This is a genomic window from uncultured Flavobacterium sp. (assembly GCF_951805225.1).
Classification (GTDB): domain Bacteria; phylum Bacteroidota; class Bacteroidia; order Flavobacteriales; family Flavobacteriaceae; genus Flavobacterium.
The window spans coordinates 4,486,066-4,509,628 of the sequence record NZ_OX638201.1 but is presented as its reverse complement, the minus strand read 5'-3'; the positions used below and the strand labels follow the sequence as shown (position 1 = coordinate 4,509,628).

18 protein-coding genes are annotated in these 23,563 nt (G+C 34.7%); 8 read left to right on the top strand and 10 right to left on the bottom strand.

Annotated elements, in window-relative coordinates:
* The first annotated feature begins 5 nt into the window (after positions 1-5).
* The 5 genes from WN975_RS18835 to WN975_RS18815 all read left to right on the top strand — a co-directional run bounded on the left by WN975_RS18835 (position 6) and on the right by WN975_RS18815 (position 8,443).
* Complete coding sequence (locus tag WN975_RS18835; RefSeq protein WP_337967839.1) at positions 6-2,312, top strand: transglycosylase domain-containing protein; 2,307 nt, start codon at positions 6-8, stop codon at positions 2,310-2,312.
* Positions 2,313-2,572: 260 nt separating this feature from the next.
* A complete protein-coding gene (locus WN975_RS18830; protein WP_337967838.1) occupies positions 2,573-3,274 on the top strand; it encodes a CoA transferase subunit A in 702 nt (233 codons plus the stop codon).
* A gap of 359 nt (positions 3,275-3,633) precedes the next feature.
* Entirely contained in the window at positions 3,634-4,518 is an 885-nt protein-coding gene (gene bla / locus WN975_RS18825) for a class A beta-lactamase, subclass A2 (protein WP_337967837.1), read from the top strand.
* A 117-nt stretch (positions 4,519-4,635) separates the two neighbouring features.
* A complete protein-coding gene (locus WN975_RS18820; protein WP_337967836.1) occupies positions 4,636-5,292 on the top strand; it encodes a CoA transferase subunit B in 657 nt (218 codons plus the stop codon).
* A 367-nt stretch (positions 5,293-5,659) separates the two neighbouring features.
* Positions 5,660-8,443 carry a M4 family metallopeptidase gene (locus WN975_RS18815; RefSeq protein ID WP_337967835.1) on the top strand — a complete coding sequence of 928 codons (2,784 nt, stop codon included), beginning with the start codon at positions 5,660-5,662 and terminating at the stop codon, positions 8,441-8,443.
* 211 nt (positions 8,444-8,654) lie between these two features.
* Here WN975_RS18815 and WN975_RS18810 read toward each other — a convergent pair whose 3' ends face one another.
* Positions 8,655-11,309 carry a TonB-dependent receptor gene (locus tag WN975_RS18810; RefSeq protein WP_337967834.1) on the bottom strand — a complete coding sequence of 885 codons (2,655 nt, stop codon included), beginning with the start codon at positions 11,307-11,309 and terminating at the stop codon, positions 8,655-8,657.
* A gap of 214 nt (positions 11,310-11,523) precedes the next feature.
* Here WN975_RS18810 and WN975_RS18805 point away from each other — a divergent pair, with 214 nt between their 5' ends.
* Positions 11,524-12,411 carry an S-adenosyl-l-methionine hydroxide adenosyltransferase family protein gene (locus tag WN975_RS18805; protein WP_099710021.1) on the top strand — a complete coding sequence of 296 codons (888 nt, stop codon included), beginning with the start codon at positions 11,524-11,526 and terminating at the stop codon, positions 12,409-12,411.
* A 329-nt stretch (positions 12,412-12,740) separates the two neighbouring features.
* Here the strand turns inward: WN975_RS18805 and WN975_RS18800 are convergent, their stop codons facing one another.
* On the bottom strand, positions 12,741-13,268 hold the full coding sequence (locus WN975_RS18800) for a hypothetical protein (RefSeq protein ID WP_337967833.1): 528 nt from the start codon (positions 13,266-13,268) through the stop codon (positions 12,741-12,743).
* A gap of 53 nt (positions 13,269-13,321) precedes the next feature.
* Positions 13,322-14,056 (bottom strand): metallophosphoesterase family protein, encoded by a 735-nt coding sequence (locus WN975_RS18795; RefSeq protein ID WP_099710019.1) that lies wholly within the window; start codon positions 14,054-14,056, stop codon positions 13,322-13,324.
* A gap of 140 nt (positions 14,057-14,196) precedes the next feature.
* On the opposite strand from WN975_RS18795, the gene dinB reads away from it, so the two are divergent.
* Entirely contained in the window at positions 14,197-15,279 is a 1,083-nt protein-coding gene (gene dinB / locus WN975_RS18790; protein WP_337967832.1) for a DNA polymerase IV, read from the top strand.
* 98 nt (positions 15,280-15,377) lie between these two features.
* Positions 15,378-15,875, top strand: a complete 498-nt coding sequence (locus WN975_RS18785; protein WP_337967831.1) for a PAS domain-containing protein — start codon at positions 15,378-15,380, stop codon at positions 15,873-15,875.
* 313 nt (positions 15,876-16,188) lie between these two features.
* Here the strand turns inward: WN975_RS18785 and WN975_RS18780 are convergent, their stop codons facing one another.
* The 7 genes from WN975_RS18780 to WN975_RS18750 form a co-directional block, all read right to left on the bottom strand.
* Positions 16,189-17,793, bottom strand: coding sequence for a fumarate hydratase (locus tag WN975_RS18780; protein WP_337967830.1), 1,605 nt, complete (start codon positions 17,791-17,793; stop codon positions 16,189-16,191).
* Positions 17,794-17,862: 69 nt separating this feature from the next.
* Positions 17,863-18,597, bottom strand: a complete 735-nt coding sequence (locus WN975_RS18775) for a hypothetical protein (RefSeq protein ID WP_337967829.1) — start codon at positions 18,595-18,597, stop codon at positions 17,863-17,865.
* Positions 18,598-18,857: 260 nt separating this feature from the next.
* Positions 18,858-19,319 (bottom strand): IS200/IS605 family transposase, encoded by a 462-nt coding sequence (gene tnpA / locus WN975_RS18770; RefSeq protein ID WP_337967828.1) that lies wholly within the window; start codon positions 19,317-19,319, stop codon positions 18,858-18,860.
* A 249-nt stretch (positions 19,320-19,568) separates the two neighbouring features.
* On the bottom strand, positions 19,569-21,008 hold the full coding sequence (locus tag WN975_RS18765) for a nucleoside recognition domain-containing protein (protein ID WP_337967827.1): 1,440 nt from the start codon (positions 21,006-21,008) through the stop codon (positions 19,569-19,571).
* A 111-nt stretch (positions 21,009-21,119) separates the two neighbouring features.
* Positions 21,120-22,193 (bottom strand): winged helix DNA-binding domain-containing protein, encoded by a 1,074-nt coding sequence (locus WN975_RS18760; RefSeq protein WP_337967826.1) that lies wholly within the window; start codon positions 22,191-22,193, stop codon positions 21,120-21,122.
* A gap of 87 nt (positions 22,194-22,280) precedes the next feature.
* The gene (locus tag WN975_RS18755) at positions 22,281-22,994 is read right to left on the bottom strand and encodes a 3'-5' exonuclease (protein ID WP_099710011.1); all 714 of its coding nucleotides are present in this window, start codon (positions 22,992-22,994) and stop codon (positions 22,281-22,283) included.
* A gap of 86 nt (positions 22,995-23,080) precedes the next feature.
* The gene (locus WN975_RS18750) at positions 23,081-23,554 is read right to left on the bottom strand and encodes a methylated-DNA--[protein]-cysteine S-methyltransferase (protein ID WP_337967825.1); all 474 of its coding nucleotides are present in this window, start codon (positions 23,552-23,554) and stop codon (positions 23,081-23,083) included.
* Positions 23,555-23,563: the final 9 nt, after the last annotated feature.

Genomic DNA, 23,563 nt, shown 5'->3' with positions numbered 1-23,563 from the left:
GTTATATGGCCACCAAGAAAAACAATCAACCTAATAGTAATAAGGATATTAACTACTATAAAAAGAAATTCTGGAGAATTTTTGCTTATACCTTATTGGGTATTTTAGCCTTCTTTTTATTTGCATCATGGGGATTATTTGGATCAATGCCTTCATTTGAAGACTTAGAAAATCCAGATTCCAATTTAGCTACAGAAATTATTTCGTCTGACGGAGTAGTTATTGGTAAATATTTTAAAACCAACAGATCACAACTTAAATACTCAGATTTACCAAAAAGTCTGGTAGAAGCTTTGGTTGCTACCGAAGATGCTCGTTTTTACGAACACTCAGGAATCGACGGTCGTGGAACTTTAAGAGCTGTTTTTAGTTTAGGAACCAATGGTGGAGCAAGTACATTATCGCAACAATTAGCTAAACAATTGTTTCATGGTGAAGGGTCTAAGTTTCTTCCATTCAGGATTGTACAGAAAATAAAAGAGTGGATAATCGCCATTCGTCTGGAAAGACAATATACCAAAAATGAAATTTTGGCAATGTATTGCAACGTTTATGATTTTGGGAATTATTCTGTTGGAGTAAGTTCAGCAGCACAAACCTATTTTTCTAAAGATCCGAAAGATTTAACTATGGATGAATCCGCTATTTTAGTGGGAATGTTCAAGAACTCAGGGTTGTATAATCCGGTTCGTAATCCAGAAGGAGTAAAAAATCGTCGTAATGTAGTACTTTCTCAAATGGAGAAAGCAAAGATGATCACAGAATCTGAAAAATTGAGATTACAAGCTTTGCCAATTACTTTAAAATTCAAATTAGAAAGTCACCGCGAAGGAACAGCTACTTATTTCAGAGAATATCTACGTGATTACATGAAAAAATGGGTTTCTGAAAACAAAAAGCCAGACGGTTCTGATTATGATATCTACAAAGATGGATTGAAAATTTATACTACAATCGATTCAAGAATGCAATTACATGCGGAAGAAGCGGTTTCTGAGCACATGAAAAATTTACAACAACAATTTTTCATCGAGCAAAAAAACAATAAAAATGCACCTTTCGTAAATATCACGCAGGCAGAAACAGATAAGTTGATGATGCAGGCTATGAAAAACTCGACACGTTGGGCAATCATGAAAGATGCAGATAAAAGCGAAGATGATATCATTGCTTCATTCAAAGTAAAAACAAAAATGCGCATATTTACCTGGAAAGGAGAGCGTGATACAACAATGACTCCAATGGATTCCATTCGTTATTTCAAACACTTCTTGCAATCAGGTTTAATGGCGATGGAGCCTCAAACCGGAAATATCAAAGCGTGGGTTGGAGGAATTAACTATAAATATTTCCAATACGATCACGTTGGGCAAGGAGCGAGACAAGTAGGTTCAACTTTCAAACCGTTTGTTTACGCAACTGCAATCGAACAATTGAATATGTCTCCTTGTGATTCTATTCTTGACGGACCATTTATGATTCACAAAGGACGTCACAATGTTACAGCAGATTGGGAACCAAGAAACTCTGACAACAGATACCGCGGAATGGTAACTCTAAAACAAGGTTTAGCAAATTCGATCAATACAGTTTCGGCTAAGTTAATTGATCGTGTTGGTCCGGAAGCTGTTGTAGAATTAACGCATAAATTAGGTGTAAAAACCGAAATTCCTCCTCAGCCTTCTATCGCTTTAGGAGCTGTAGATATTACTGTTGAAGATATGGTTGCAGCATACAGCACATTTGCCAATCAGGGAGTTTATGTTAAGCCACAGTTTTTAACTCGTATCGAAAACAAAAGCGGAGAGGTTATTTACGAGCCAATTCCGGAATCTCACGACGTTTTGAATAAAGATATTGCTTTTGCTGTAATTAAGTTATTAGAAGGAGTTACAGAAACTGGCTCTGGTGCTCGTTTAAGAACTGAAGGAGGAGGAAGTGGAGACAACCGTTGGACAGGATACCCATATGTATTTAGAAACCCAATTGCAGGTAAAACAGGAACAACGCAAAATCAATCAGATGGTTGGTTTATGGGAATGGTTCCAAACTTAGTAACGGGTGTTTGGGTAGGATGTGAAGACCGTTCGGCACGTTTCAAAAGTTTAACTTACGGACAAGGAGCTACAGCAGCATTGCCAATTTGGGGTTATTTCATGAAACTTTGTTATGCAGATCCTGGGCTTCAGGTTTCTAAGTCAGAATTTGAAAGACCTGCAAATCTTTCGATAAAAGTAGATTGCTATAGCAGACCAGCAGTAGTAAAAGATACAACTCAAACAGAACAAAATACAGATGAATTCGAACTGTAATTTAAAGTTCTTTTAAAATAATAAATCCTTTTGTGATCTTCTGAAATTCGGAAGAATACAAAAGGATTTTTTTTGGAATAAGGATAAAGGATTTTACCGTAAAGAGTTAAATAAAGACTTGCACAGCATATTTTATAAAGCTTTGTGAGCTTTGCGGTTAATGTGGGTTTCGTAGGCGGATTTATTTTTACGAAATCGTTATAATTTAATCTAAAAATCTTATTTTTATCAAAAATATACAGTAATAAAGACAGTTTGTTATGATTACAAAAAAAGTAAATAACGTTCAGGACGCTATAGAAGGAATCGAAAGCGGAATGACCATCATGTTTGGTGGATTTGGTTTATGCGGAATTCCTGAAAATACCATTGCAGCATTGGTAAATACTTCAATTTCAGATTTAACTTGTATTTCGAATAATGCGGGAGTTGATGATTTTGGTTTAGGATTACTTTTGCAGAAAAAACAAGTCAAAAAGATGATTTCGTCTTATGTTGGCGAAAACGCCGAATTTGAGCGTCAAATGCTTTCAGGTGAACTTGAGGTCGAATTAACGCCACAAGGAACCTTAGCAGAGCGCTGTCGTGCTGCACAAGCCGGAATTCCAGCTTTCTTCACACCGGCAGGTTATGGAACCGAAGTTGCAGAAGGAAAAGAAGTTCGTGAATTCAACGGAAAAATGCATATTATGGAACAAGCCTTCAAAGCGGAGTTTGCCATTGTAAAAGCATGGAAAGGTGACGAAGCTGGAAATCTTATATTTAAAGGCACTGCAAGAAATTTTAACGCATGTATGGCAGGTGCTGCAAAAATCACAATTGCCGAAGTTGAAGAATTGGTTCCCGTTGGAACATTAGATCCAAATCAAATTCATATTCCGGGAATTATGGTACAGCGCATTTTTCAAGGAGGAAAATTTGAGAAAAGAATAGAGCAAAGAACCGTAAGACAGAGAGTTTAATTAGATAATTAGGCAATTAGAAAATTAGACAATTGTGTAGATTGTACATAGTCCAATATTATTCAATTCTATAGTTAAAATCTTTTATAAATATATCACTAAACACAAAAGCAACTTTATTGCGTTAAGTGTTATTTTATTTGTTAAATTTATTGTAAATCAATTGTTTAGTGTAATTTATATAAAGTAAAACATTACATAGTATTAAATTCCTTAATTTGAACGATTTTATTAATAAAAATAATTTATTGTAATTTGATAATTAGGGTCTTATAATTAATTACATAAAGTAAAGAATTATCTAATTTTCTCATTGACACATTTTCTAATTAAATAAGAACCTTAAAAAACCGTATTAAATGAAGAAATTCTCCATAATTCTGTTTTCGTTTCTGTCTTTTCAGATGTTTGCTCAAACAACAAATGAACTTCGTCAGGAATTGAATCAGATTATTGCAAGTAAAAATGCAACAGTTGGAATATCTATAAAAAGCATTGAAGATAAAGATACTTTAAGCATTAACGGAAACTTGAAAGCTCCTTTGATGAGCGTTTTTAAATTTCATATTGCGTTGACCGTTTTAGATTTGGTCGATAAAGGCAAGCTTTCATTAACACAGGAGATTTTCGTTAAAAAGAAAGATTTACACGAAGATACCTGGAGTCCGATGAAAGAAGATTATCCGGATGGAAATGTAAAGTTGACTTTAGATAAAATATTGAGATACACCGTTTCGCATAGTGATAATAACGGTTGTGATATACTGATTGATTTAGTTGGCGGCACAAAAGTGGTGCAGAAATTTATCAACAAGCAAGGAATCAAAGACTTCGTTATTAAAGTCAACGAAGAACAAATGAAAAACTGGGAGAATCTTTATATTAACACAACGACTCCGCTGGCAGCGACTGAGTTATTGGAAAAATTCTATAAAGGACAAATTCTAAAAGAAGCCACGACCAAGTATTTGTATCAAATAATGGTTGAAACTTCAAGAGGACTTACGTGGTTGAAAGCGGGACTTCCAGAAAATACTGAATTAGCTCACAGAACCGGAATTTCGGAAACAAATGATGCTAATTTAAGAGTTGCAATGAATGATATAGGGATTGTAAAACTTCCAAACGGAAAACATTTTATAATTTCTGTGTTTTTAAAAAACATCACAGAAAGCAAAGAAGATACAGAGAAGATAATTGCAGATATAGCGAGAGTGACTTGGGATTATTTCATTAAAAAGTAATTAGATAATTAGTCAATTTGATAATTTGATAATTGATATAGATTGCGCATAGTAATGCATTATCTAATTATCAAATTGACTAATTGGCACATTAATAAATTAACACATTAAAAAGATATGTTAACAAAAGAAGATATTGCAAAACGAATTGCAAAAGAAGTAAAAGACAGGTATTTCGTGAATCTTGGAATTGGGATTCCGACTTTGGTTGCCAATTATGTGAGAGAAGATATTGCGGTTGAATTTCAAAGTGAAAACGGTGTTTTGGGAATGGGACCATTTCCTTTTGCCGGGGAAGAAGATGCCGATATTATCAATGCTGGAAAACAAACTATTACAACATTGCCGGGAGCAAGTTTCTTTGATTCGGCTTTTAGTTTTGGAATGATTCGCAGTCAAAAAGTAGATTTAACGATTCTGGGAGCAATGGAAGTTTCAGAAAACGGTGATATTGCAAACTGGAAGATTCCGGGTAAAATGGTAAAAGGAATGGGAGGCGCGATGGATTTAGTGGCTTCCGCCGAAAACATTATCGTTGCAATGATGCACGTAAACAAAGCAGGCGAATCTAAGATACTAAAAAAGTGTACTTTGCCATTAACAGGCGTAGGTTGCGTAAAAAAGGTTGTAACGGAACTTGCAGTTTTGGAAGTGACCGAAAAAGGTTTTAAACTTTTAGAACGAGCGCCGGGTATTTCTGTCGAACATATTATTGCATCTACAGAAGCTGAATTAATTATTGAAGGTGATATCCCGGAAATGGACATTAGATAAAGTTTTTATTTCTTACAAAAACTCGCGAAGACCAGCTTTTAAAAGGCTGGTCTTTTTTTGTAAGAAAAAAATAAAAACACAAGAAGTACTTTTTCCCAGTAAAATTGGGATCTCAGCTGTTTTTATTGGTTTAATATATTACAAATCAATAGAATAATTAATTTTTGCCCTTTCTTTTTGTGAAATCTTCATGGTTTGTTAAATAAATGTGAATTTTAGGTAAAAGATGTTGTATTTTATCGATTAAAGGTAAATTTCATCGATTATCTAACAGAAATAAAATACTTTTATCTCGAAATAAAGTATTTACTTACATTAAATATTTTGTTTGTAATCCATTTAACCAAACTAAAATACCACATTTATTATGGAAAGAAAATTACCAAAAATTATGGCCGGAACAGTTGTTATTCTTACATTTTCGCTATCAGGATTTGCACAGAATACCGACAAAAGAGTAAGTCAGAAAAGTGTGTCTGAAAACGGACAGCCAAGTTTAATCACATTTAGTGAAAAATCCAGTTACAAGGAAACAGATTATAATACTGTTTTTAAAGAACAATTAGGATTAAAAGAAAATCAGTCTTTTTCTAAGGTTAAAAAAGAATTAGACAAAGAAGGTTTTACGCATGAAAAGTTTCAATTGTATGAACAAGGAGTTAAAGTAGAATTTGCGAATTATACGATTCACTCTAAAGGCGGAAAAGTAGTTTCGATGAATGGAGAGTTTTATGCACTCGAAAATGTCAAAACAACGCCAAAATTGTCAAGCCAGGCAGCTTTTGACAAAGCGATTGCCTACACAGGAGCAAAACAGTATTTATGGGAAACTCCTGCAGATGCTGCGGCAATGGACTATAAAAAGCCAAAAGGTGAACTTGTTTTACTTCCTTCAATGGATGACCAAGGAAAGGAAAGAAAAAGCGATAAAGTTCGTTTGGCCTATAAGTTTGATATTTATGCCACAAAGCCATTGAGTCGTGGAGATCTTTATATCGATGCTCAAACCGGAGAAGCTTTGTTTTATAATGCAACAATAAAACATTTGGGCGAAAATAGCCATGGAAGATTTATTTCGGCTGCAGCCAAAGAACAAAACAAAAACGCTACTTCAAAAATGGCAATTGTTGCTGCAAATGCTGCGACGCGTTATAGCGGAACTCAAACTATCCAGACAACTTTAAGCGGATCTTCATATATTTTATCTGATGGTACTCGCGGAAATGGAGTTCAAACTTATAATTCGGCTAAAACAGCGACTTATCCAACAACAAACTTTACGGATGCAGATAATAACTGGACAGCAGCAGAGTATAATAATACAAACAAAGACAATGGAGCACTTGATGCACATTGGGGAGCTGAAATGACTTATGATTATTGGTCAGCCGTACACGGAAGAAACAGCTATGACAATGCCGGAGCTAAAATCAAAAGTTATGTGCATTATAACTTAGTGGCTGCAGGATATCCGGATAATAATAACGCATTCTGGAACGGAAGCGTTATGACTTACGGTGACGGAAGCGGAACAGGAGGATTTGATATCTTAACAGCACTTGATGTTGCTGGGCACGAAATTGGTCACGCGGTTTGTACTTACACAGCAAATTTGGCTTATCAAAAAGAATCCGGAGCAATGAATGAAGCGTTTTCTGATATTTGGGGAGCTTGTATCGAATATCGCGCTGCGCCAACAAAATCAACTTGGTTAGTAGGAGAAGATATTGAAAGAAGAAGCGGGCATCTTGCTTTGCGTTCCATGAGCGATCCAAATTCTGAAGGACAGCCTGATACTTATGGCGGAACTTATTGGGTAAACGTAAACTGTACACCAACAAATAACAATGACCAATGTGGTGTTCATACCAACTCTGGGGTATTAAATCACTGGTTTTATATTTTGTCTGTAGGTAAATCGGGAACAAATGATATTGGAAACGCGTATAACGTAACTGGAATCACGATTGACAAAGCAGCAAAAATTGCTTTCCGTTTAGAAAGTGTGTATTTAACTTCGAACTCTACTTATGCAAATGCAAGAACTTCAGGAATCCAATCCGCTATTGATTTATACGGAGCTGGTTCTGCAGAAGTTATTGCAACAACAAATGCATTTTATGCAGTAGGAGTTGGAGCTGCATATTCAGGATCTACAGATACAGTTGCTCCAAGTGCTCCAACAGCTCTTGCTGCGGCTGGAACAACAGGATCAAGTACTAATTTAACCTGGACAGCTTCTACAGATAATGTAGCCGTAACGGGATATGATATTTACCAAGGAACAACTCTAAAAGGTTCTTCTACAACAACAAGCTATACCGTAACGGGATTAACAGCTTTGACATCTTATACTTTTACAGTGAAAGCTAAAGATGCTGCAGGAAATGTTTCAGCAGCAAGTAATGCTGTAAATGTTACAACAACCGCTGCTTCAGTTGCTTATTGTACATCAAAAGGAAATAGCGCTACAGACGAAAGAATCTCAAAAGTTGTTTTTGGAACTATCAATAAAACTTCTACAGCAACAACTGGATACGAAGATTTTACAGCAACTTCTACAAATGCAACGCAAGGAACTGCATACACAATAACAATAACGCCAACATGGACTTCATCTGTTTACAGCGAAGGATATGCTGTTTTTATTGACTACAATCAAGATGGTGATTTTTCAGATTCAGGCGAAACTGTTTTCACAAAAGCGGCATCAACTGCATCAACTGCAACAGGATCAATCACGATTCCGGCAACTGCAACTTTAGGAACAACAAGACTTAGAGTTTCGATGAAATACAATGCAATCCCAACATCTTGTGAATCTTTCTCTTATGGCCAAGTAGAAGATTATACTATAAACATAATCGCTTCAGGTGCAATTGCAGGCGAAGATATTACTGCAGGATTAGTGGAAACAGTTGAAACTTCAAGTTTTGCTTTATATCCAAATCCGGTTGGAGGCGAATTGAATGTTTCATTTGCAAATAGCGAAGGTTATTCATTTAGAATTATAAACACGTTAGGTCAGCAATTGAAAACTGGTCAACTTTCTGGAAATCTTGTTGATGTAAGCAACTTGAGTACTGGAATTTATATCATCGAATTGAATAAAGGCGACAAAAGAATCGTTAAGAAATTCGTTAAGAAATAGGAAGTTGAAATTAACCGCAAAGCGCGCAAAGTTTTACGCAAAGTTCGCAAAGTTTTAGTTTTGATTTTTAGAACAAACAAAAACCGCCCAAATGGGCGGTTTTTTAAATTATAAAACTTTGCGACTTCGCGTCTTTGCGAGAAATTTACCTGCGAACTTTGCGTAAAACTTTGCGCGCTTAGCGGTTAAATATAAATTAAAACTTTAAATATTAAAGTGTAAAACTCATTCTTCCAAAGTAATAAGCTCCAGTAGTTCCCATTTGAACCGGCGCATATTTAAATACTCCATAGTAACTGTTTTCGTAAATTTGTTTGTCCGGGAAAATATCAAATAAGTTGTTTGCTCCCAAAGCAATCTGAATTTTTGGAGTTAATTTATAAGCAACAGTTAAATCAGTAACCACTTTTCCGTTATGTTTCTGGATTCCTCCAAAGGGAAAACCATCACGAATTACTTCTCCAAAATAAGTATTTCTCAATAAAAAGTTCCATTTCGTTAAACTATAATTAATTGCGAAAGTACCTTTATGTTTAGGCGTATTCGATTCGATCAAACTTCTTTCCTGCGGACCATAATACACATCTTCCTGACCAATAAACAAAGGCGGAATATTATTCAATTTATCATCAACTTTATTAGCGTTGTAGTTGTACAATAACGAAAGATTCATTTTTCCGTAACCAACATTCAAGTCATAATCAATAACAACATCGACTCCGTTTGTAGTTGTGTTGATTGCATTTGTAAAGAAACGACCCGTTTGAGCGCCATATTGAGCAAACAAATCACGAAGCGCCGGAACAGGATCTCCGTAAGCGTCATTTCCTAAATTTCCCGTAAGGATAATTCTGTTGTCAATTCTAATATGGTAATAATCAGCCGTGATATGTAATTTTTTTGTTGGAGAAAAAACAATACCAAAACTATAGTTTCTTGAAGTCTCCTCTTTCAATTTTGGAATTCCTAGTTCTTTAGCAACTTGGCTATCATTTCTAAAAATACCTGAATTTAGAAGTTGTCCGTCAACAACATCCGTTGCGATATTATTGAAGTATTGTTGGTGTAAAGACGGCGCTCTAAAACCAGTACTAATAGCGCCACGAACAAAAAGATTGTCTAAGATTTTATATCTCGCAGATAATTTTCCGTTAATGGTATTTCCAAAATCTGTAAAATCTTCGTAGCGACCTGCAACTCCAATTAATAATTTCTCCGTAACGTCAGCTTCAACATCAGCATAAACACCAACACTGTTTCTGTTTTCGTTTACAGCATTCAAAGGAGAAAAGCCAGGGAATGATTGTGCTCCGCCATCAATATAAGAAGCTTCTTCGCCTGGAACAATTTTGTATTTTTCAAAACGATATTCACCACCAAAAGCAACATTCAAACCATGAAAAACATCTTTATACAATCGAGAAATATCGGCATTAACAGTATTTTGCAAAAACGAGTGATTTCCGGCCTTAAAATCTGTTGGACCATTATCACCTAAGGAAACGTTGTTTGTGTTCGATACATCGTAAATAAACTTGTTTTCACCGATAGTATTACTCACGTCCAGTTTCCATTCTCCAAACTTAAATTTAAAACCTACAGAAGACGAAAGATCCGTTACAACAGAATTTAGTTCCGGTTGAAATCCGAAAGGGAAAATAGAAGCAACAACATTTTCAGTTTCACTTGGCAAACGTCTAAAACCGTAACCAGTTCCGTTTCTGTGACTCACGCCGCCAAAAGCATAAAACTCGATTTGATCGTTTAACGGAATAGAAGTATTGAAGAATCCCTGAATATTTTTGATTTTTGCATCTCCAATCTGAAAATTGAAATCATCACGTTTCAATCCGTTTTGAGCTAATAAATCATCATCAATTTGACGAGATTGAGCCGGATTATCAGCAAAATCATAAGCAAAGAAATTTCCTTGTGCCGATTGATCAAAGATAATCAGGTTGTTATTTTGAGAACGATTCGTTTTTTCGCGATTATTAAATTCACCGGTTAAGTTGATAAAACCACCTTTGTTTCCAATTTTTGCTCCGTAGTTTAAGTTCACATTTGTAGTCTGACCATCATCTCGAGATGTTGAACCATAAGTTGCATTTACTTCAAGACCTGCGTTATCTTTTAAAACCAAATTGATTACGCCCGCAATCGCATCAGAACCATATTGAGCTGCCGCACCATCGCGCAAAACCTCAATGCGTTTTATTGATGAAGCCGGAATCGCACTTAAATCTGTACCAACAGAACCGTTTCCAACCGTATTTTGATAATTTACCAATGAAGTTGTATGTCTTCTTTTTCCATTTACCAAAACCAAAACCTGATCAGGACCTAAACCTCTCAAAGAAGCCGGATCAATATGTTCCGTTCCATCAGATGAAGATTGTCTGTTTGAATTAAAAGACGGAATCATATACGTCAAAATATCATTTGTAGTAGTCTGTGGCGTAATATTTCTGATTTTAGCTAAATTCACAACATCAACAGGAACGGCAGTTTCGAGTTTGCTTTTCTTAGGATTTCTACTTCCTACAACTACAATTTCGTCAAGACTATTATTTTCCAAAGCCAATTGTATATCAACAAAATGATCTTTTGCTACCAATTCTTTAGTTTGATAGCCAAATAGCGATATGATAAGCGTAGGATTATTTGTTGCAGCATTTACCGTAAATTTTCCTAAAGCATCACTTGTCGTATTAGTTTGAGTTCCTTTGATAAGAACAGTTGCAAATTCCAACGGATTTCCGCTTTCATTTGTAATTGTTCCTTTTATCTCGTGATTTTGTGCAAAAAACAAAGTACTCGAAAGAGTGAGAATTGCGGTTAGCACAATTTGTAATTTTTTTCTCATTGGTGAATTTGGTTTTGAATATGATGTAATAATTCTTCTTCAAATGGAAGAAATGAAAAGTAATTGTCTAGTATTTATATAGACTTATGAATAAAATGCAAATGTAATTGTAAATAATTAAAATCGATTTATAAAATGATGTTTTTTATAAGTTCAACGTGTCAATTTTTAAGTTTAATGAAATATCTTTGCTAAAAATTTAAAAAGAGAAAAAATGAAATTACGATTATTACTTTTTTTGTGTGCCATTACATTTAATGGCTTTTCGCAAAATAACGTATTGGTTTTTCAATCAGATTTTGGTTTGAAAGATGGGGCAGTATCTGCTATGAAAGGGGTTGCGATGGGAGTTTCAACCGATTTGAAAATATTTGATGTAACACATGAAATCCCGGCATTTAATATTTGGGAAGCAGCATATCGTTTGTCTCAAACGGCACAATATTATCCTGCAGGAACTGTTTTTGTTTCTGTTTGTGATCCGGGAGTTGGTACTTCAAGACATTCAGTTGTTTTATTGACTAAATCAGGACATTATTTTGTAACTCCGGACAACGGAACTTTAACTTTAATTGCTGAACAATTAGGAATTCAGGAAGTTCGCGAAATCGACGAAGTAAAAAACCGTCGTCAGAATTCAAATGAATCTTATACGTTTCATGGTCGCGATGTTTATGCTTTTACCGGAGCACGTTTAGCATCAAAAACAATTACGTTTGAAGAAGTTGGACCAAAATTGCCAAACGAAGTAGTAAAAATCGAATACCAAAAACCGGTTTTCGAAAAAGGAATTATCAAAGGCGGAATTCCAATTCTAGACATTCAATACGGAAACGTTTGGACAAATATTGATAAAAAGACTTTTGCTAATTTAGATTTGAAAGCTGGAGATATCGTTAAAATCCAGATTTTCAAAGGAACTAAAAAGGTTTATGATGGAAAATTAAAATTGGTTCACACTTTTGGAGAAGTTCAGGTTGGTACAGATGTTTGTTACTTTAACAGCCTTTTGAATTTTTCATTAGCAGTAAACCAAGGAAGTTTCTCTGAAAAATACAAAATCTACAGCGGAGCCGATTGGAGTATTTTGCTAAGCAAATAATGTAGTTTAACAATCTTCAAGATATCCCATAAAACAAAAAACCGCCCAATCAGGCGGTTTTTTATTTAAAAAGCTTTGCGTCTCTGCGACTTTGCGAGAAATACGTTGCGAACTTCGCGTAAAACTTCGCGCACTTTGCGGTTAAGATTTTTTTACCTAGTAATTTTTTAAATCGACCTTACTTAACCGCAAAGAACGCTAAGATTTTTTTAAGGGTTTTATAAAAACGCAAAGTTCGCAAAGCTTTGTGTTGATCTGGCTTTGCGAACTTTGTGTTTTCTATGCGTAAAGTAAAATTAAAACTTCGCGCGCTTTGCGGTTAAAAACTCTTATAAATTAAAAGAAGCTCCTAAACTAAAAGTAGTTTGATTATTTAAATGATCGAATACATCATTATTGCTACCATATTTTGCAATTGGGAATCCAATTTCTGTGAAAACACCAAATCCGTCAGTAAAAAAGTAACGACCACCAACATGTCCTCCAAAATTGTGTAATCCTAAACTTAAACCAGGATAAACATCTAGTTGTTCAACACCAATAACGCTGCTTAAATTTGCATTAATTCTTGCTTTAGCATCAAAACGATCGCTGAAATCCGGTTTTTTATCAGTGTATGGAGTTGGATTATTGTGGTAAAAACCACTGAAATTATCAACGCCTAATAAATAATTAGCAACAAAACCAAAAGAGAAATTTTCTCCTAAACCAAAATCAACTGATCCTTGAATTCCTGAACCACCATCTTGAAGATTCGCCCCTACGTTAACTTTAATATCGCCTTTTCCTTTAAAAGCTTGTTGTGCTTGTGTAATTCCAAATGATACTAAAAACAAAAGTGTGATGATCTTTTTCATAAAACTTAAATATTAATTATTTTTTTTAAAGTGCAAAAATAGCCTTTTATAGATTAATTCCTACCTTTTTCGTCGAAATACAATTCATTTAACGGATCGCTTTGATAGAACTCTTTGGTTTCGACATTCATCATTGTTAGCGGACCTTTAAAAGCTGCGCCGGTATCTACATTCCATACATTGGCTTTTTGGACAGGAACCGTTTCACCGATTCTGGTTACAGGCGTGTGTCCAATAAAAATTTCTTTGTATAAAGTAAATCGTTTAGGGTAAAATAAGTCACCTTCTTTAAGATTTGGATCTAATGAAAGTGCCGTTTCCCACAATGTTCTGTCCCAAAAGAATAATTTAGGGAAATATTCATATGTTATACCGTTCACGTTTGTAAAACCTGCGTGTACATATAAACGGTTTTCTTCGTCGAGATAGTAATCTTCCAGCGATTCTAAAAATGCAATATGAATTTTGATTGTTTCGGGAGTTACTTTTTCGTAAGCCTTTACAGTTGCTTCACCACCGTGTTTGTACCACGAAGTTTCGTCAATTTCTTCAGTTTCGTTTCTAAACCATGACAGTAGTAAATCGTCATGATTTCCTTTAATGCAAATACAATTTTGTTTGCTTTTTAAGTCAATCAGAAAATCAATTACTTGTGGCGACTGGCTCCATCCATCAACATAATCGCCTAAGAATATCAAAGTATCCTGGGTCGTAATTTCGGCTCTTTTCATCACTTGTTCAAGCGCTAGTAATCCGCCGTGTATGTCGCCTATAACAAATGTTCGCATTTTATTTTATTTCGTGTAGAAGTACAAAAATAAAGAAAATGATTTGTTTGAGATCATTAAGTTGAGAATCTTTAAAAATTGATACGATTTATAACTATTAACAGCATTCTTATTAATGCTTTACTGTTTAAATTTGCATAATGTCAGATGCGCCAACATATCGAAAAATTATCCATATTGATATGGATGCTTTTTATGCTTCGGTAGAGCAAATGGATAATCCTGCTTTACGCGGAAAACCCGTTGCTGTTGGCGGTTCAGAGAATAGAGGAGTAGTTTCGGCAGCAAGTTATGAAGCTCGAAAATTTGGAGTCCGAAGTGCTATTAGTGGTGTTTTGGCTAAAAAATATTGTCCCGAAATTATCTTTGTTCGCCCAAGATTTGATCGGTACAAAGAGATTTCGAATAAAATTCATAAGATCTTTCACGAATATACAGATTTGGTTGAGCCACTTTCGCTTGACGAAGCTTATCTTGATGTAACTCAGAATAAAAAAGGAAATCCAAGTGCGAGTTTGCTTGCGCAGGAAATCAGAATGCGAATTTTGAATGAAGTTGGATTAACCGCTTCGGCTGGAATTTCCGTAAATAAATTTGTGGCCAAGATTGCCAGTGATTATAATAAACCAAACGGACAAAAAACGGTAAATCCCGATGAAGTTTTGGCTTTTTTGGAAGAATTGCCAATCAGGAAGTTTTACGGTGTTGGAAAAGTGACGACGGAAAAAATGTACCAATTAGGAATTTTTACGGGAACAGATTTAAAAAGTAAATCGCTGGAATTCTTGGAGAAACACTTCGGAAAATCTGGAACTTTTTATTATAAAGTGGTTCGTGGAATCCATAATAGCGAAGTAAAATCAAACCGAATTACCAAATCTGTCGCAGCAGAACATACTTTTGATGTGAATTTATCTTCGGAAATTTTTATGTTGGAGCAACTTGATAAAATTGCTGTTTCATTAGAAAGAAGACTAAAAAAACACAATATCTCGGGAAAAACGGTAACACTAAAAATTAAATACAGCGATTTTACACAACAAACAAGAAGCAAAACCTTGCCTTATTTTATCTCAGATAAAAGTCTGATTATAGAAACAGTAGAAGAATTATTGTATCAGGAACGCATGAAAGATTCTGTTCGATTACTCGGAATTTCGTTAAGTAATCTAAATACCGAAGAAAAAAAGGCGGTTGTTGTACAACTAAAATTTGCCTTTTAATTAAATTAACCTTTCGTTAAATCGCGTTTTTTATTGTTTTGTGACGAATTTTCTTTCTATCTTTGAGAGAAAGGTAAAACTAACAAGAATTATTTATAATGAAAACTAATAAATTTGAAGAAGCTTCAAGTCGTCATTCACTGCCAATTATGGCATGGGAATTTCATTGTGAATATTTGAGAGAATTGAAAGCTGTTTTGACTGATTTGAAGAAAATGAAAAAGATATCGGAACAATTTGCCTGGGACGATGTTAATCTTGATATCAAAGATCGAATTCAAGAGGAAGTTGTTTTGGTTACAGATGTAAATCTCAAAATTGTTTTTGCTTCAAATGGACTAAAAAAAATGACGGGTTACAAAGAAGAAGAAGTTCTTGGGAAAACACCAAGAATGTTTCAGGGGCCAACAACGTGTAAAACTGCCGTAGAAGAAATGAGAGAAGCAGTTAAATTGCAAATCCCATTTGAAAAAACAATTCAAAACTACAGAAAAGATGGTAGAGTTTATAAATGTAAAATTAATGCTTCGCCGGTTTTTAATATAAAAGGGAAATTAACGCATTTCATAGCTTTCGAAAAAAATCTTAGTGCATAAGGTTTAACCGCAAAGTTCGCAAAGTATTTTTTGTTGTTGATTGCGCTTAGTAAACGCAAAGCTCGCAAAGCTATATGTTGATTTAGCTTTGCGAACTTTGTGTTTTTATAAAATAATACTTGAAAAAATCTTAGCGAACTTTGCGGTTAATTTAAGCCTGACAATCAAAGTATATCAACAACAAAACCGCCTAAAAAGGCGGTTTCTATTTTATAAAAAGAGAATCAAACTTTGAACCTTTGTCCCTCTGTAACTTTGTCCCTTAAAAGAAAAACTTAGAACCTCAGTAACTTAGTACCTCAGAACCTTAGAATTACAAATTCTCAAAGAAATCATTTCCTTTATCATCAGTAATGATAAAAGCAGGGAAATCTTTAACGGTAATTTTTCTAACAGCTTCCATTCCTAATTCTTCAAAATCAACAACTTCAACTTTTAAGATATTGTCTTGCGCCAAAATTGCTGCAGGACCACCAATAGAACCCAAGTAGAATCCGCCATATTTATGACATGCATCTGTAACTTGTTTGGTACGGTTTCCTTTTGCAAGCATAATCATACTTCCGCCATGTTTCTGGAATTCATCAACATAAACGTCCATACGTCCGGCAGTTGTAGGTCCAAAACTTCCTGAAGCCATTCCTTCCGGAGTTTTTGCAGGTCCGGCGTAATAAACAGGGTGATTTTTAAAATATTCCGGCATTGGTTTTCCGGCTTCCAATAATTCCATGATTTTTGCGTGAGCAATATCACGGGCAACAATCACAGTTCCGTTTAATTTCAAACGAGTTTTAATTGGATATTGGCTCAATTTAGCCAGAATATCAGCCATTGGCATATCAAGATCAATTTCTACAGGAGCTTCTAAATGTGGAGCAGTTTCCGGTAAAAATTGTTTCGGGTTTACTTCTAATTGTTCAACGAAGATTCCGTCTTTAGTAATTTTTCCTTTGATATTTCTATCAGCAGAACACGAAACTCCTAATCCAACCGGACAAGAAGCTGCGTGACGTGGCAAACGAATGACACGAACGTCATGCGTAAAATATTTCCCTCCAAATTGCGCTCCAATCGCACTTTCCTGACAGATTTTCTGAACGCGTTGCTCCCATTCGATATCACGAAAAGCCTGACCAGCCATATTTCCGGAAGTTGGTAAATGATCATAATATCCTGCCGAAGCTTTTTTAACCGCACTTAGATTTGCTTCCGCAGAAGTTCCTCCAATTACTAAAGCCAAATGGTAAGGCGGACAAGCCGAAGTTCCTAAATCTTTGATTTTTGTGCGAATGAAAGCATCCATAGATTTATCATTCAATAAAGACTTAGTTTGTTGGTATAAGTATGTTTTATTAGCAGATCCACCACCTTTTGCCATAAACAAGAACTCATAAGAAGTTCCTTTTTTAGCATAAATATCAATTTGTGCCGGAAGATTCGAACCTGAATTTTTTTCTTCAAACATCGAAATCGGAACAATCTGCGAGTAACGTAAATTACGTTTTTGGTACGTATTGAAAATTCCTCTACTCAACCATTCAGAATCATCAACACCAGTAAAGATGCTTTCTCCTTTTTTGGCCATTACAATTGCCGTTCCTGTATCTTGGCAACTTGGTAACTGACCTTCGGCAGCGACCGAAGCATTTTGAAGCAAATTATAAGCTACAAAACGATCGTTGTCTGTAGCTTCAGGATCGTCAAGAATATTGCGTAGTTTTTGCAAATGTGTCGTTCGCAACATAAACGAAACATCAGTTAAGGCTTCTTCAGCCAGTAATTCTAGTCCTTTTGGATCAACGGTTAAAACTTCACGTTCTCCAAATTGCTCTACTTTTACAAAATCAGAAGTGATTTTGCGGTATTGCGTATCATCCTTTAAAATAGGATAAGGGTCTTGGTATATAAAATCAATCATTGCTTTGTTTTTTACAAAGTTAGAAATTATTTACCTAAGAAAGAATTTGAATAAGGGCCGTTTGTGCGTTTATTTTTGATTGTGAAAAGCATCAAAAGACATTTTTTTCTCGAAATAAGTCTTGTCTTTTGCCGAAAGGAGCTGCTTTTTATAACTATTTCCGCTTAAGCGAAAAACTATCGAATCTGAATGTGTGACAGTTCCCATGTTTTCGTCATTGTCTTCCGGTTCAAAAGCAACTGTCTTGCAGTAGAATGATTCAGGATTGGCTTTCGCCGAAGGATTCTCGAACTCAACCCAACTTCCCCAACCACTATCAGTCATAGAATCCCATTCATAAACGAGTTGTAAATTGCTGTTTTTCAAATGATACAAATAGTGACTCTGATTATATCCGCAAGCAGGATATCCAAAACTGATTTGAATAAAGGGAGAATTTTTGGCTGCAGCCGAAGTCAATCCATAAGAAGCTCCCCATTCTGATCCTTTTTCAATTCCTTTAATCGTAATCTTTGAAGAAGCGGTTTTGCTTTTATCCAGATAAAAATCAAGTTGATATTTTCCTGTTACAATACTGTCTTTATCTGCTTTCTGGTCTACAAGATGCGCCAGAACATAATTGTTATTTGATGTTTCTCCATCTTCAGAAATAAAAAGTGTATCCGTTTTTAAGAATTTTTCTTCTTTTGCAATAGCAACTTCTGTTTTGGTTTCTGTAGGCGTTGTACTCGTTATTTGTGATTCAGATTTAGGTTTTTGACAACCAATCAATAGAAATAAAATAAAAAGGGATTGTGGTTTCATGAATTTGTGGTATTTTGATATTTATTATGTTGTTTGTGTAAACCGGATTGAAATCCGGCCTTACAATATGATTCGTTCTTTCGGAACTTTAATAAATTGCATTCGAATTATTTATGTTTCTTTTATTGTTTACAAGATTTCAAGATAAAGAGCCAACGGCTCGATTTATATTGTAGGGCCGGATTTCAATCCGGTTTAAACGAAAATTGATTGTATATATTTTAATCCGGTTAACATAAATAATATGGATTGTGTTTTAATTACATTAGATTTTCAAAAAGACATCTTTTATCAAATGTCGCATTGTATTTGTCTAAAAAAGAAGAATATTCATCTTTGAAATTTTGTTTTTTGTGATGTTCTTCCTGATTGGCAATGTATTTATAGACCGAATCGATGTGAGATTTACTATAAGAAAAAGCGCCATAGCCTACTTGCCATTCAAATCTATGTTTTGTCAATTGATGATCATTTATAAATTTCGATGATTTTCCTTTTATAACTTTCATCAAATCCGAAATAGAAATTGTGGGTTTAAGCGCTAAAAGACAATGAATGTGATCTTCGGTACCATTTACGATAATCGTTTTACAACCGGTTTCATTTATTAAATTTCCAATTACGCTTAATATTTTAGGTTTACATTCATTCGTAATGACTGCTTCTCTATATTTTACTGCAAAAACAACCTGAATATAAACTTGATGAAATGTATTTGACATTCTATGTGTATTATTTTAAACGATGATTTCGTTTTACAATAATACAAAATATTCTTACAAAATATTGATTTTATTCTTACGTTTAAACCGGATTGAAATCCGGCCCTACAATATGATTTGTTCCTTCGGAACTTTAACAAATTCTATTCGAATGATATATGTTTTTTTACAAAATTTCAAAATAAAGAGCCAACGGCTCGATCTATATTGTAAGGCTGGACTTCAGTCCAGTTTAAATTATATAATGATTTAAAAAAACCAGCTAGCAACAAAAATCGCCGTAATTACACAAATCACATCAACCAGAAGCATTGTGCCTAAAGCATATCGGGTATTTTTGATATTAACAGAACCAAAGTAAACAGCAATCACATAAAAAGTACTTTCGGCACTACATTGAAAAATGCTGCTTAATCTTCCCGTTAAGGAATCTGCACCAAAAGTATTCATTGAATCAATCAAAAATCCTCGTGATCCTGCAGAACTAAAAGGTCTTAACATTGCAACCGGCAAAGCATCGGTAATTTGTTTGTTGACACCCATATTTGAGAAAATAAAAGCAATTCCATCACTAATAATTTCAAATAAACCACTGTTTCTGAATAACGAAATAGCGACTAACATTCCTAAAACATAAGGAAAAATCGTAACTCCCGTTTTAACTCCGTTATTTGCCCCAACTACGAAAGCATCAAAAACGGTAGTGTTTGCTTCGGTGAATTTCTTTTCATGTATGAATGAAAAAATCAAAGTCGCAACAATTATCCCGATTAATATTAATCCTGAAAGATTAGCGGTAAAATAATTTTTTCCTATTAAATCCAAATGGTTCACGTACATCAACAAACCAACAATGGCGGCGATTAATACCATTAAGGCGATAACAAGTGAAGCGCTCTTAAAGTTGATTTTCTGTTTGATTCCAACAATTAAAAAGGCGGCAATTGTACCAATAAACGAAGTAATGATACAAGGCAACATAACATCAGCGGGATTGCTTGCATTCGCAGCAGCGCGATAACCAATAATTGAAGTCGCTATCAAAGTCAAACCAGAAGCATGTAGACACATAAACATAATTTGTGCGTCACTGGCTTTGTCTTTATCCGGGTTTATTTCTTGTAAACTTTCCATTGCTTTAAGACCAAATGGCGTTGCAGCAGAATCTAATCCTAAGAAGTTCGCTGCAAAGTTTAACGTCATATACGATATAGAAGGGTGATTTTTTGGAATACTTGGAAATACTTTTACAAAAACCGGACTCAAAGCTTTAGCTAATTTTCCAGATACTCCAGAAATGATTAAAAGTTCCATTAATCCGCAGAAAAAAGCTAAATAGGCGATAAGTGGCAGAATCAAATCGAGTAAAGTAGTCTTGCAAGTTGGTAATAAACCATCTGATTTTTGAACCCCGCTGTAGATTTTTACGGTTTTGTTTTTATAAACGTAAGTTGTGTCGGCATTAAGCGTATCACGATTTATAATCATAGTCTGATCCGGCGCTTTTTTGATGCTGTCTTTGATAAAAGCAGGAAGTTGCTCCGCATATTTTTCTGAAATAAGAATAGGATCATCCTTTTTTCCATTCAAAACATAATCAATAGTATAAGTGTTGGCTGTGAATAAGCTGATTATAATAAAGATAATCGACGAAATAAAAATAGTTAACCAAAATCTACTTAATACCATAGCGCTGTTTTTTTTGTAAATGTAATTATTTAGCAATAAAATGCACAAAGAATTTATCGTTGAAACAACAACTCTTTATCTGAAATCGTATGTTTTTAGTGAAAAATCAATTTATTCAATAACAATTTTTGTTCCCAGATAGTTTTCAAAAGCTTTAAGCTCTTCAAACAGAATTGCTTTTTTATGATTTTCGGTTTCATGAAAAAATTGCGTTTCTATTTTGGCGTGATCTTTTTTAATAGTTCTTTTCCAGGTTCCAATAACTTTTCCGTTTTCGAGAATAATTGGTTTAAAGATTCCATTATTGGTAAAAGCTTTAGATTGATGTTCCGATAAAATAGATGCTTCACGAGTTTTATACGAAATTAAAATCTCATCAAAAGCAGGAAGAAAATGTACGCTTTCGCGGAAGTCAGATTCTACAGAAATATCATTTCCAAACCAATAAGTTTGGTTATCAATCTCAATAGAATTCAATTGCAACTCTATTGCATTAATAGTCAATTTGCAGGTAGTTGGCGGAAAACCAGACCACCACGAAAAGTCAAGTAACGTTGCAGGACCATGACTTTTGAAATATCTAAGCGCTAATTTTGCTAACGCTTCTTCTTTTGTAAGTTTGTTTTTTGGTTTAATAACTCTTTCTTCAAGTAGAGAATAAGTGATTTGTTTGCCTTTCATTCTTCCGTTACAAACTAAACCATCCAATTCCGCATTCATCATAATCGCGGCACTTAAAAAATCTTCATTAGAAGTTTTCTTGATATTAAGTTCCTGCATGATTTCGTCGCGAGTCAAATGATTATTTCCACTTAACATTTTTTCGATTTGAGAATTAACCTGATCTAGTTTTTTATCATCATAACCATATTTTTTGGCAGCCGAAGCGGTAAATCGTTTGACTTGTGGCGCCGAAACATCCAGCATCCAGTAAATATCATCGGAAGCAACAAAATGCCAAGTTGGTCTTAGAATATGAGTTCGAATAATTTCTGCTGAATTTACAGCTTCTTCAATCGCTTTTTCAGAAGAATCACAGCGAGAACCAATCGCCCATTTTGCCATCGCATAATCCTGCGCTTGCATCGCGCCTAAATGCCGTACAATTTCCTGTGGCGAAAATGGAGTCGATTTATAAAGCTTTTGCGAAATAAGACGATAATGCGATATTTCCGAATGTGTCATTTTCTAAAAAATTAAACCATATAAGTTATATAAGTTCATGATAAGCAATCTCAGTGCCTTAGTACCTCAGAACCTTAGCATCTTCAATTATACATGAATAATTTCATCATCGATCAATAATTCTTCTCGGCGTAAGCGAAGGAAAACCTGCGCTACGGCAATTGTATCTTTTTCGCAATACGTTATGATTCTGTCGATGTCTTTTTCTACGTAATAAACATGGCCAACCTGACTTCCGTCAATATCGCCTTTTGGCGATGGAACACCGAGAATCTTAGTCAGCAACTTTAAAGACGTGAAATGTTTATAGTCGCCAAACTTCCATAATTCTAAAGTGTCTAAATGAGCAATTTCCCAAGGTTTCTTCCCAAATAGATTAAGCTTGTCCGGAATCGCAATTTGATTGATGATCATTCTTCGGGCAATAAACGGAATATCAAACTCTTTGGCATTATGTCCGCATAAAAGATGTTGTGGCTGATTAAAATGATTGTTCAGCAGATTATTGAAATCCTTTAATATCTTCTTTTCATCGCCAAAAAACGATGTTACTCTAAAGTTTCTGACGTCACCTTTTATTGTAAAATATCCAACCGAAATACAGATAATCTTCCCAAATTCGGCCCAAATTCCGGCGCGATCGTAAAATTCTTCCGGAGTAAAATCGTCCTTTCTTTGATATTGTGTTTTATGATCCCATAAAGATTGCATTTCCGCGTCAAGCGAATTGAAGTTCTCTTCTTCCGGAACAGTTTCTATATCGAGAAATAATATGTTGTTGAGGTTTATTTTTTCAATCATGTTTTAAGACTTCTTAGATATTAGACATCTTAGATTTATAAAAGTACACACAAATTCTATTTTATATAAGAAATAGACTATAATTTTTAAAACAAACTTTGTTGCGTTGTTGGGTTTTCATGTTCGAGTAACCATTTTTTACGAGATAAACCTCCTGCATAACCTGTTAGCGAGCCATTTGTGCCAATAACACGATGGCAAGGCACGACAATCCATAACGGATTTTTGCCATTTGCAGATGCTACGGCACGAATTGCTTTTACATCGCCCAGCTTTTTAGTCTGATCCATGTAACTTATCGTTTTTCCATATGGAATTTCTAATAGAGATTTCCATACTTTTTGCTGAAACTCGGTTCCTTTTGGGTTTAGTTTGAAATCAAAAGTGAGTCTTTTTTTGTCAAAGTATTCCTGAAGTTGAAGAGCGGCATCTTTTAATTCATCGGGAATCTCTGTAGAAATTTCTCCTTCATCTAAAACAGAAATCTCCGAAACTCCATTTTCGTCCCCAATAATTCGCGCAATTCCTATAGGAGTCTGGATATGAACTGTATGATTCATCTTGAATAG

Excerpts from the sequence above, each read along its gene's own strand:
- dinB (WP_337967832.1), top strand. The coding sequence starts at position 14,197 with ATGTCAGATGCGCCAACATATCGAAAAATTATCCATATTGATATGGAT.
- WN975_RS18780 (WP_337967830.1), bottom strand. The coding sequence starts at position 17,793 with ATGATTGATTTTATATACCAAGACCCTTATCCTATTTTAAAGGATGAT.
- WN975_RS18755 (WP_099710011.1), bottom strand. The coding sequence starts at position 22,994 with ATGATTGAAAAAATAAACCTCAACAACATATTATTTCTCGATATAGAA.
- WN975_RS18785 (WP_337967831.1), top strand. The coding sequence starts at position 15,378 with ATGAAAACTAATAAATTTGAAGAAGCTTCAAGTCGTCATTCACTGCCA.
- WN975_RS18835 (WP_337967839.1), top strand. The coding sequence starts at position 6 with ATGGCCACCAAGAAAAACAATCAACCTAATAGTAATAAGGATATTAAC.
- WN975_RS18820 (WP_337967836.1), top strand. The coding sequence starts at position 4,636 with ATGTTAACAAAAGAAGATATTGCAAAACGAATTGCAAAAGAAGTAAAA.
- WN975_RS18815 (WP_337967835.1), top strand. The coding sequence starts at position 5,660 with ATGGAAAGAAAATTACCAAAAATTATGGCCGGAACAGTTGTTATTCTT.
- WN975_RS18805 (WP_099710021.1), top strand. The coding sequence starts at position 11,524 with ATGAAATTACGATTATTACTTTTTTTGTGTGCCATTACATTTAATGGC.
- WN975_RS18830 (WP_337967838.1), top strand. The coding sequence starts at position 2,573 with ATGATTACAAAAAAAGTAAATAACGTTCAGGACGCTATAGAAGGAATC.
- WN975_RS18795 (WP_099710019.1), bottom strand. The coding sequence starts at position 14,056 with ATGCGAACATTTGTTATAGGCGACATACACGGCGGATTACTAGCGCTT.
- tnpA (WP_337967828.1), bottom strand. The coding sequence starts at position 19,319 with ATGTCAAATACATTTCATCAAGTTTATATTCAGGTTGTTTTTGCAGTA.
- WN975_RS18765 (WP_337967827.1), bottom strand. The coding sequence starts at position 21,008 with ATGGTATTAAGTAGATTTTGGTTAACTATTTTTATTTCGTCGATTATC.
- WN975_RS18760 (WP_337967826.1), bottom strand. The coding sequence starts at position 22,193 with ATGACACATTCGGAAATATCGCATTATCGTCTTATTTCGCAAAAGCTT.
- WN975_RS18810 (WP_337967834.1), bottom strand. The coding sequence starts at position 11,309 with ATGAGAAAAAAATTACAAATTGTGCTAACCGCAATTCTCACTCTTTCG.
- WN975_RS18800 (WP_337967833.1), bottom strand. The coding sequence starts at position 13,268 with ATGAAAAAGATCATCACACTTTTGTTTTTAGTATCATTTGGAATTACA.
- bla (WP_337967837.1), top strand. The coding sequence starts at position 3,634 with ATGAAGAAATTCTCCATAATTCTGTTTTCGTTTCTGTCTTTTCAGATG.
- WN975_RS18775 (WP_337967829.1), bottom strand. The coding sequence starts at position 18,597 with ATGAAACCACAATCCCTTTTTATTTTATTTCTATTGATTGGTTGTCAA.
- WN975_RS18750 (WP_337967825.1), bottom strand. The coding sequence starts at position 23,554 with ATGAATCATACAGTTCATATCCAGACTCCTATAGGAATTGCGCGAATT.